This window comes from Ferrovibrio sp. (assembly GCF_036381655.1).
In the GTDB taxonomy this organism is placed as follows: Bacteria; Pseudomonadota; Alphaproteobacteria; order Ferrovibrionales; family Ferrovibrionaceae; genus Ferrovibrio.
This window is the reverse complement of record NZ_DASVCJ010000002.1, coordinates 18,687-27,218: the sequence shown is the minus strand read 5'-3', so window position 1 is coordinate 27,218 and position 8,532 is coordinate 18,687. Positions and strand designations below refer to the sequence as shown.

13 protein-coding genes are annotated in these 8,532 nt (G+C 62.8%); 3 read left to right on the top strand and 10 right to left on the bottom strand.

Annotated elements, in window-relative coordinates; all coding sequences use genetic code 11:
- Positions 1-18: 18 nt before the first annotated feature.
- From VF194_RS00205 to VF194_RS19750, 3 genes are all read right to left on the bottom strand, one after another.
- The gene (locus VF194_RS00205) at positions 19-186 is read right to left on the bottom strand and encodes a hypothetical protein (RefSeq protein WP_330886819.1); all 168 of its coding nucleotides are present in this window, start codon (positions 184-186) and stop codon (positions 19-21) included.
- A 202-nt stretch (positions 187-388) separates the two neighbouring features.
- Positions 389-607 (bottom strand): type II toxin-antitoxin system RelE/ParE family toxin, encoded by a 219-nt coding sequence (locus VF194_RS00200; RefSeq protein ID WP_330886817.1) that lies wholly within the window; start codon positions 605-607, stop codon positions 389-391.
- A gap of 60 nt (positions 608-667) precedes the next feature.
- Entirely contained in the window at positions 668-760 is a 93-nt protein-coding gene (locus tag VF194_RS19750) for a hypothetical protein (protein ID WP_414656059.1), read from the bottom strand.
- Positions 761-826: 66 nt separating this feature from the next.
- Here VF194_RS19750 and VF194_RS00195 point away from each other — a divergent pair, with 66 nt between their 5' ends.
- Positions 827-1,651: an IS5 family transposase gene (locus tag VF194_RS00195; RefSeq protein ID WP_330886815.1), complete on the top strand. Its 825-nt coding sequence runs from the start codon at positions 827-829 to the stop codon at positions 1,649-1,651.
- Here VF194_RS00195 and VF194_RS19745 read toward each other — a convergent pair.
- Positions 1,542-1,940 carry an antitoxin Xre-like helix-turn-helix domain-containing protein gene (locus tag VF194_RS19745; RefSeq protein WP_414656057.1) on the bottom strand — a complete coding sequence of 133 codons (399 nt, stop codon included), beginning with the start codon at positions 1,938-1,940 and terminating at the stop codon, positions 1,542-1,544. The two genes, VF194_RS00195 and VF194_RS19745, sit on opposite strands and share 110 nt — an antisense overlap.
- A 110-nt stretch (positions 1,941-2,050) precedes the next feature.
- Complete coding sequence (locus VF194_RS00190; RefSeq protein ID WP_330886813.1) at positions 2,051-2,500, bottom strand: Lrp/AsnC family transcriptional regulator; 450 nt, start codon at positions 2,498-2,500, stop codon at positions 2,051-2,053.
- Positions 2,501-2,866: 366 nt separating this feature from the next.
- Here VF194_RS00190 and VF194_RS00185 point away from each other — a divergent pair, with 366 nt between their 5' ends.
- Positions 2,867-3,106, top strand: a complete 240-nt coding sequence (locus VF194_RS00185; protein WP_330886811.1) for a helix-turn-helix transcriptional regulator — start codon at positions 2,867-2,869, stop codon at positions 3,104-3,106.
- A gap of 15 nt (positions 3,107-3,121) precedes the next feature.
- Here VF194_RS00185 and VF194_RS00180 read toward each other — a convergent pair whose 3' ends face one another.
- Genes VF194_RS00180 through VF194_RS00160 form a run of 5 tightly spaced genes read right to left on the bottom strand, consistent with a single transcriptional unit; the run spans position 3,122 to position 7,712 of the window.
- Positions 3,122-4,066 carry a beta-xylosidase gene (locus tag VF194_RS00180; protein ID WP_330886809.1) on the bottom strand — a complete coding sequence of 315 codons (945 nt, stop codon included), beginning with the start codon at positions 4,064-4,066 and terminating at the stop codon, positions 3,122-3,124.
- A gap of 10 nt (positions 4,067-4,076) precedes the next feature.
- On the bottom strand, positions 4,077-4,880 hold the full coding sequence (locus VF194_RS00175; RefSeq protein WP_330886807.1) for a nucleotidyltransferase family protein: 804 nt from the start codon (positions 4,878-4,880) through the stop codon (positions 4,077-4,079).
- A 1-nt stretch (position 4,881) separates the two neighbouring features.
- Positions 4,882-5,988: a CgeB family protein gene (locus tag VF194_RS00170; protein ID WP_330886806.1), complete on the bottom strand. Its 1,107-nt coding sequence runs from the start codon at positions 5,986-5,988 to the stop codon at positions 4,882-4,884.
- Positions 5,985-6,584, bottom strand: coding sequence for a histidine phosphatase family protein (locus tag VF194_RS00165; RefSeq protein WP_330886804.1), 600 nt, complete (start codon positions 6,582-6,584; stop codon positions 5,985-5,987). The genes VF194_RS00170 and VF194_RS00165 overlap by 4 nt, the downstream gene beginning before the upstream one ends.
- Positions 6,585-6,602: 18 nt before the next feature.
- Positions 6,603-7,712: an inositol-3-phosphate synthase gene (locus tag VF194_RS00160; RefSeq protein ID WP_330886802.1), complete on the bottom strand. Its 1,110-nt coding sequence runs from the start codon at positions 7,710-7,712 to the stop codon at positions 6,603-6,605.
- A 306-nt stretch (positions 7,713-8,018) separates the two neighbouring features.
- Between VF194_RS00160 and VF194_RS00155 the strand changes: the two genes are divergently transcribed.
- Positions 8,019-8,471, top strand: coding sequence for a DUF2267 domain-containing protein (locus tag VF194_RS00155; protein WP_330886800.1), 453 nt, complete (start codon positions 8,019-8,021; stop codon positions 8,469-8,471).
- Positions 8,472-8,532: the final 61 nt, after the last annotated feature.

Here is an 8,532-nt window from a genome sequence, read left to right as displayed (position 1 = left end):
CGCCATATCTGCCGCCGATCATGCGATCGCATCCAATCCCTTTCGATCGACGATCTGCAAAAGATGCGCCGCCGCGCCGCTTAGCTTTTTCGTGCCCTGCTCCCACGCAGCGATGGTTGACTTTCCGACATTCAGGAATGCGGCAAATACACCCTGGCTGATTTCGTCTTGGCGAATCTTCGTCACTTGGGCGCGCGATACTGAGGAACCGGAGGCAGGCACGCAATATCGAACCCGCGCATCGTGATATCGCTGATAACCCCAATGCCGCTTAAGTCCCCAAGGAGCGATGAACACTTTTCAGAATTTGCCGATCAATTCCACCCACACTCCTTCGGTCACAGCCCTACCAAGTTGCGCATCGCTCAGACTCATATATGTATCGCCCTCATATACGCATCGCCGTGGCGATGAGCCATGATGCTCCTATAAGACACACGCTTGCCATGGCCGGGCTTGCCACCCGCTTCTTGATCAGCCATCCGCCCAATGTTGCATCGACAAGACCGGCTTCAACTTCGTCAACAGCCATCCATATGGTTGCATTCGCGAGGCCTTCCGCCTTCATGAACTTCTGGAAGTCGCGATTTTTGAATGCCCTCAGCACGGCTGCCCTACCACTCCGTGCCATACTACGTAAGAGTATAGTTATGGCTTTTGCGCAGCGTTAATGGCGGCCCCTTGCGTATAGATCCAGGTACCAAACGACACGGACGAGCCCTTCGGCCTTTCTGATCAAGTCGATCGGCTTTGCATTCAGGGCTGTGTTAGAGTCCGTTTGAAAATTGAGATTCCTTTGGAGGCGGATTCGTGATTCACCCTATACATGTGGACACGACAGACGCGAGGCCGCATGGCCGCGATCGAGCGGAAGACCAAGCGCTATCCGACCGATCTCACCGATGAGGAATGGGGCCGTCTGGCTCCGCTGCTGCCGAAGCCAGCGAAGCGCGGGCGCAAACTAAGCGTGGATTTGCGCGAGATTCTGAACGCGATCCGCTACATGACGCGCTCGGGTGGCGGCTGGCGGATGCTGCCCAAGGACTTTCCGCCCTGGCAGACGGTTTACTGGTGGTTCCGGCGCTTTGTCCGGCAGATGCTGTTCCGCACCATCCACGACATCGCGCTGATGATGGACCGGGAACGGGTCGGCCGCGAGGCGAGCCCGAGCGCCGGCGTCGTCGACAGCCAGACGGTGAAGGCGCCGGCGCCGGGCGCGAAGCGCGGCTACGACGCCGCCAAGAAGACCGTCGGCCGCAAGCGGCATATCGTCGTCGACACCGATGGCCGGTTGCTCATGGTCAATCTCACCGCGGCCGACCTTTCCGACAGTGCCGGAGCACAGATAATCCTCGATGCCATCCGCAAGCGTTGGCCGTGGATCAAACACTTATTCGCCGATGGCGCCTATGATCGCATCCAGCTCATGGATAAGGCCGCCTTCCGCGACTTCGTCATCGAGGTCGTTCGCCGGATCGACGGCGACCCTGGCTTCAAGCTGCTGCCCAGGCGCTGGGTGGTCGAGCGGACCTTCGGATGGCTCACCCGCTGGCGCCGGCTGGTGCGCGACTATGAGCAACGCATCGACGTCTCCGAAGCCATGATCCACGTCGCCATGGGAAGTCTCTTATTGCGCCGCATATCCCATTGAGCCAATTCTCAAACGGACTCTTAGGGCCATTCAGCCAAATTCTGGCTTGATCAGCGTGACCTATCAGCGCATCAAGCGACCGGTAAAGGCGGATGAAAAGCACCGAGAGTTCCCATACGTTTCGATTCCGTGGATCCAGGACAAGCTTGCCGGAGAAAAGACGGCTTGCTGTTGAGGGGCTTACCCCAATGACCTCCGCGATCATGGCCTGACTGAGGCCGAGGTTCTCCGCGGCGCGAACCACGGCTTTGGATAATATCTGTCCAGCATCCGGCGCGGTCACGGACATCTGAAACATCCTCCTGCACACTTCACCTAGCAACTGTTACTCAAAGCCCAATAGGCGCAACAATACAATTTTGAAGCAGTCTCACGTCTTTCCTCAATGACGCCTCTGGTTCACAGACGATGAAGGGCGCCACCCAAGGGAGTGAGGCGCCATAGCTTCTGTGCCAGGACGACAGAGGACCGACAGCGCTCTACGCCCGGCAGACGCACGATTTCTTCGATGACGGCGTCAAGATCCTCTAAGCGCGGCGTTTCGATCAACAGGAAAAGATCGGAATCACCACTGATCGTGGAGCAGATCTTCACTTCCGGGAGAAATCCCAGCCGGTCGATGATTTGACGCTGCTGGCGCTGCGCTACAGAGACCAACGCAATCGCCTGGGTATATTCGTCAAAGGGATCTTGAGCGAGATCGACGGAATAGCCGCGGATGACCCCCTCGCGCTCCAAGCGCATGAGGCGATCATGAACCGTACTGCGCGCCAGCCGCAACCGCTTTGCCAAGGTCATGGTCGATTGGCGGGCATTGGTCTGCAGCAAGGCAATCAACTGCCGGTCCACATCATCTCGTATGCCGACGCGCCGAGACATAGCAGCCACGGCAACACTTTATTCAACCCGAACCAGTTGAAAGCGCTTCCTGCACGTTAGGTAGAAAATTATATATCCCAATTCAATTTGAAGGTTTCGGCGCCGGTTAGAATACTTGGCCGCTTCAATATTCACGGGCAAATTTGTGGTATAGATAAAACTAGCCATGGTCCGAGCTCCTCTGCTGAGCTTGGCTGTGGTTAGGTCGCATGAGGTGTTGTCAGCGCCTCATGCGACCGCTGTCGACAATGGAGATGCTATCCATGCATCGGATCAAATGATTAACTAAGAGCTGAAAAAAGTCAATACCTGAGGTATCAGGTTTGGGATCCAAAATTGATAACCAGCGAGCAAATTCGAGCAGCCAGGATGCTTTTGCGTTGGTCGCAGCAAGACCTCGCAAAAGCATCTGGAATATCTCTTCCTACTATTAAGCGCTTAGAGAGCCAAGCGGGACCTATCGAGGCCTACCGGACTACGAAAGACGCAATTGAGGCGGCGTTTAGAAAAGCTGGAGTGGAATTTACTTTTGAGCGCGGCGGATTAGGAGTTAGGTTGCGAAAGACACAGATTTAATGCTGATGCTTCAATTCACCATTGGCTACCTGAGCCTACCGCCATTTTATTGCCAGACGTCGAAACCCCACTCTGCCGCATATAGCGGCGCGTCATGGCGGCGCAGAAATCCGCAAACTCCTCCTTGACCTGCGGCGGGCTGGTGTGATGCGGGGCGATGCCGCGATGCTCCGGCGTGAAGCAGTAGGTCAAGGTTACCTCAAAATCCGCGAGAGCCTCCATCTGCCGGTCGAACCAGGCGAGCGCATTGGGCCGGAAACTGTCCGCCCAGGAGATGCCGGTGCGCAGATGGCGCACGCCCAGGCGCTTCAGCCAGGCGACCGCCTCATCGAGCCGCGGATCCTCGTAATGGAACCATTGGCAGATTCCCATTTCGGGCGTGTATTGCCCGAAAGCCTCCAGCGAGGGCTTGGGCGAGCCATCCTCGCGCAGCAGGCCCATATAGAAATGCCGGTAATAGGAGGAGCCCTCCGCCTCCTTGTGACGCGTCGTGGCACCCCAGGACCGCGGCAGGTCATAAAGACTGTACCAGTGGATCCGCGGCACCTTGCCGGTCAGGAGCTCGGCGGTCCGGCCAAGGCCCCAGACCTGCACCTCCTCGGCACCGAAGGTGGAGACCCCGACTTCCGTCACCCAGATCGGCAGGTCCGTCACCGCCCGGATCATGTCGATCTGCGCCGGCCATTCCTGGATCTGCCACAGGTTCCAGTCCAGCGGAAAGCCGTGCACCGCGACGACATCCACATGATCGAGAACCCCCTTGCCCGCCATGTTCTGGATGAAATTGGGATCGATCGGCGATATGCCGCCGAGCACCCGCGGCAAATGCGGCGCCTCGGCCGCGATCGCCTGGCCGGCGGCAATCGCGGTTTCGGCAAACAGCGACCAGTCGGGATCGAGTTCGGGATCCCAATGGGACTTGTTGTTCGGCTCGTTCCAGATCATTGCCGCTTCCAGCATCGCGAACTCCCTATCGCATCTTGGCCTGGGCGATGCGGCGAAGGCCGGCTTGGTCGCCCAGCTCCGGCCAGGCCGTTCCCGGCGCCGAGGCCGGACCGCTGTTCTCCAGCAGGTTCATGGCCGCGCGATAGCCGTTCAAGGTGCCGACATCGACATAGGCGCGGCCGGCCTTGATGCCGACGGCTTCGCCGCCGGCCGCGAGATAGGCGTTCACCAGGCTGCCGATATACTCGTCACGACCGTTGCGGTCCTGCCAGAGGCGATGCAGATCCCGCAATACGCGTCCCGGCATCTTGAAGGCGCCCCAGATCCAGTTGCTGCCGGGCTCCTTCTGCTTGACCAGGATCTGGCGGACCCGCCCGGTCTCGTCGAGCAGCACGACGTCGAAGAATTCCGGCCGCTCGACGGGAAACAGCAGGAAGGACAGCATGTCGGGCAGCTCGGCCAGCGCGGTTTCGGGAAACCAGATCGTATCGGGCAGGCCCACCAGGACCGCCTCGTTGTCGTCGACCAGCGGCGTCGCCCGGAAGATGGCATCGCACAATCCGACCGGCTGCGGCTGTACGACATAGGCGATCGTCGCCGGCCCGTAGGAGCCGCCGAAATACTCGACGATGTCGGATTTGCCCGGCGAGATGACGAAGCAGATCTTGTCGGCGCCGCCGCGGATCATACGCTCGACGAGATATTCGCTCACCGCGCATGGGCGCTCGATCATGCCCTCGCGGCGGCTGCCCACGGGAAGCAGTTCCTTGGAAAAGGCCAAGGGCTGGATACGGCTGCCCAGGCCAGCCGCCGGCACGATGCCCCACATGCTACGCCTCCATCCTCTCCTTGCCGCCGCTGCAGGCGGCGCTGCTGCGGGCCGTTTCGAAGGCCGCCACCATCTCGCGGGCGCGATGCTCCGAGGTATGCTGCGCCAGGACCCGTTCGCGGGCCGCCTGGCCGATGCGGCGCACGCTGTCGCTCGGCAGATCCAGCGCGGCAACCACCTCCTCTGTCCCCTGGGCCAGCAGGATTTCCCGCGCCGGCTCGAAGAAGCTGTCCAGCCCCTGCCAGCAATCCGACACAACGGGCGTGCCGCAGGCCGCCGCCTCGAACAGGCGGCCCGAGGGGCACCAGCCCAGTTCGGCCATGGCACGGCGGGTGATGTTCAGGGTCAGGCGCGACGCGCTGAAGAATTCCGGATGCTGATCCGGCGGCATATGCCGCAGGAAGAAGATGTTCGGCTGCCATGGGAAATCCTGCGGATATTGCGCGCCGCCGATGACGAACCGCTGGAGGGGCCGTTGCATGGCCGGCACAATCAGCAGCGCCTCGAGCGCCGCCTGGCGGTCGGCGGCATAGGTGCCGAGATAGGACAGATCGGCGCGATAGGCCGCGGAGGCCGCCACCGGCCGGTGCACCGCGGGATCGACATGGCCGTAGAGCGGCAGGACCTGCCGGGCGCCGAGCCGGCGCCGCAACCGGTCCAGCGCGGCGCCGCCGGTATAGCTCAGCACCAGCTCGAAATCCCGCAGCCCCCGCGGCCCCAGATAGGGCACGTCCTCACCGGCCTCGAGCCGCGACAGGGTGACCGGCGTATCGAGATCGTAGAAGACCGACAGCGGCCGCGCGGCGGCAAAGATGAGATCCCCGGCAGCGAGAGCATCGGGACAATAGGAGGTCGTCATCGCCACATCGGCGTCGCGCAGCGCCTGCACCGCCCGCGGCCGGATGGCGCCCCAGTCCCCATACAGGACGAGATCGCCGCCGGGAAGGTCGTGCAGATCGCGGTTGGCGGCGTAATAGGGCGTGTCGCGTTCGAAGAAGACGACATGATGGCCCTGCCGGATCAGGGCGCGACACAGGCCGCGCCACAGCGTGGCATGGCCGTTGCCCCAGGAGGAGCTGATGGTGAGGCCGAAGATGACGATCTTCATGCTGCAATGGCCTGCGCGTTGATGCCGACGACCTTGGCCCCCCATTCCCCCAGGACCACCGTGCTGATGCTGGCCGGCGCGATCTCAAGCCTGTCATAGGCGTCAAGGCTCGCCCCCAGAATGTAAAGCAGGGCGGCCTTGATCACGTCGGCATGGCTGACCATGACCAGTCGCGCATCCGGCTGGCTGACGCCGCACATCCGCATATGGCGCACGACGCGGTCCTGGACCTCGGCCATGCTCTCGCCGCCGGGCGCGCTGGCGCTGCTGCGGCGCGCATTCCAGACCTGCCAGCGCTCGTCTGCCGCCAGAACGGCAAAGGACTGCCCCGTCCATTCGCCGGTATGGATTTCATCCAGCGCCGCCGTCTCCTGGCAGGCAAGCCCCGCCGCTTCGGCGATCGGTCGCGCGGTCTCGACGGCGCGCTCGCGCGGGCTGGACTGCACTGCCGTGACCTCCAGCGGCCGGAAATGCAACGCCAGCCTTCGGGCCTGCTCACGGCCCGGATCGCCCAGATGCACCCGCGGCATGCGGCCGGTCAGGACATGATCGAGCAGGTCATGCGCGGCATGCCTGACGAGGTAGATTGTCGCCATCGCGATCAGCGCGCGCCCTCAATCCCGTCCGTCGATGAAGCGTGCGGTACGCTCGCGCGCCTCATCATCGGTGAACTGCTCGGGCGGCGATTTCATGAAATAGCTGGATGGGCCGATCAGGGCGCCGCCAAGCCCGCGGTCGAGCGCAAGCTTGGCGCAGCGCACGGCATCGATCACGATCCCGGCCGAGTTGGGCGAGTCCCAGACTTCGAGCTTGAGCTCGACATTCAGCGGGGTGCCGCCGAAGCCGGTGCCCTCCATGCGGATATAGGCCCATTTGCGATCGCTCAGCCACGGCACGTGATCGCTCGGCCCGATATGGACATTGTCCGCCGTCAGCGGCATGTCGAGCTGGCTGGTCACCGCCCTGGTCTTGGAGATCTTCTTCGATTCGAGGCGCTCGCGCTCCAGCATATTGCGGAAATCGGCATTGCCGCCGAAGTTGAGCTGAAAGGTCCGCTCAAGCCGCACGCCCCTGTCGCGGAACAGGTTCGCCAGGACGCGATGCACGATGGTGGCGCCGACCTGGCTCTTGATGTCGTCGCCGATGAGCGGCACGCCACGCTCCTCGAAGCGGCGCCGCCAATTCTCGTCGGAGGCGATGAAGACCGGGATGCAGTTGACGAAGGCGCAGCGCGCCTGCAGCGCGCGTTCGGCATACCACTCGGTGGCGCGCTGCGATCCCACCGGCAGATAGGAGACCAGGACATCGGTGCGGCTCTCCTGCAGGATGCCGGCGACATCGGCTACGGGTTCATCGGATTGCTCGATCTCCTCGCTCAAGTAGCGCCCCAGACCGTCCAGCGTCGGACCGCGCCGCACCGGCACCCCGAGCGGCGCCACGTCGGAAAAGCGCTCGGTATTGTTCGGCGCGGCAAAGATCGCCTCTGCGACGTCGCGCCCCACCTTGGCCGCGCTGACATCGAAAGCGGAGGCGACCTCGACATCGGAGACCCGGTAGCCGCCGACATCCGGCCGCAGGAGGCCCGCCGGCGGCGTGTTGTCGCGGGCGTGCCGGTAATACTGCAGGCCTTGCACGAAGGAGGAGGCGCAGTTGCCGACACCGACGATTCCGACCCGAAGTTTGCGCAGGCTGGCATTCGGCGACTGCGGGAGGGCAGCTTCCATTTCGTCTTCTTCTCTCATTGCGCCGACATGGACGTCAGGTGACGCACCATTGCCGGGGGATCGTTCATCAGACCGGCCAAAATAGCGGAAGGCACCGCTCCGCCGCGGCGGAGGGCCCCGGCGAAAATCCCAGCAAACCAGGATCGGCACCTTCGGTATCAACAACAGCAGCCGGTCAGCTTTGTTCCAGGTGCGCTTCAGGTAAGTAGCCGGAATTTCTGGACTGTCGCGGCCGGCGCGGGAACCCTTGGCCGGGGCCGGCGTTGCTCACCACCATCTCGGTGTCATCAACAGTTGGAGTGCACAATGAGCGCCACCGGCTTGGACGTGTTCGACAAGACCCTGCATACGACCAATAGCTGGCTTGATCGCCTGATGGCGATGCTGGGGCCGGACCGGCAGACGGCTTGGCATGTGCTCGGCGTCGTGCTGCGCAGCCTGCGCGACAGGCTGCCCCTCGACGAGGCGGTCCATTTGGGGGCGCAGTTGCCGTTGCTGGTGCGCGGCCTCTACTACGATCAATGGCACAAGCCCGCCGAACCCGAGCGGATCCGCAGCCAGGAGGAATTCCTGGCCCGCGTCGGCGCGGGCCTGCAGGGCGGCACGCGGCCGATCAATACCGCCGATGCGGTCCAGGCCGTCTTCACGGTTCTGGATGAGCATGTCACCGCCGGCCAGATCGAGAAGGTCAAGGGCGCGCTGCCCAAGGATATCGCCGCCCTGTGGCCGCAAGCGCCGGCCCAGCGCAAGCGCGCCTAGGCGTGCGGGAAGGAACCGAGGCCATGAGAGGGGCGGCGGAGGACGAACCGCCGCCGGAAGG

What these genes read in the sequence shown, in the direction of transcription:
- VF194_RS00155 (WP_330886800.1), top strand. Translation starts at nt 8,019, where the DNA reads ATGAGCGCCACCGGCTTGGACGTGTTCGACAAGACCCTGCATACGACC.
- VF194_RS00195 (WP_330886815.1), top strand. Translation starts at nt 827, where the DNA reads ATGTGGACACGACAGACGCGAGGCCGCATGGCCGCGATCGAGCGGAAG.
- VF194_RS00165 (WP_330886804.1), bottom strand. Translation starts at nt 6,584, where the DNA reads ATGGCGACAATCTACCTCGTCAGGCATGCCGCGCATGACCTGCTCGAT.
- VF194_RS00160 (WP_330886802.1), bottom strand. Translation starts at nt 7,712, where the DNA reads ATGGAAGCTGCCCTCCCGCAGTCGCCGAATGCCAGCCTGCGCAAACTT.
- VF194_RS00170 (WP_330886806.1), bottom strand. Translation starts at nt 5,988, where the DNA reads ATGAAGATCGTCATCTTCGGCCTCACCATCAGCTCCTCCTGGGGCAAC.
- VF194_RS00180 (WP_330886809.1), bottom strand. Translation starts at nt 4,066, where the DNA reads ATGCTGGAAGCGGCAATGATCTGGAACGAGCCGAACAACAAGTCCCAT.
- VF194_RS00175 (WP_330886807.1), bottom strand. Translation starts at nt 4,880, where the DNA reads ATGTGGGGCATCGTGCCGGCGGCTGGCCTGGGCAGCCGTATCCAGCCC.
- VF194_RS19745 (WP_414656057.1), bottom strand. Translation starts at nt 1,940, where the DNA reads ATGTCCGTGACCGCGCCGGATGCTGGACAGATATTATCCAAAGCCGTG.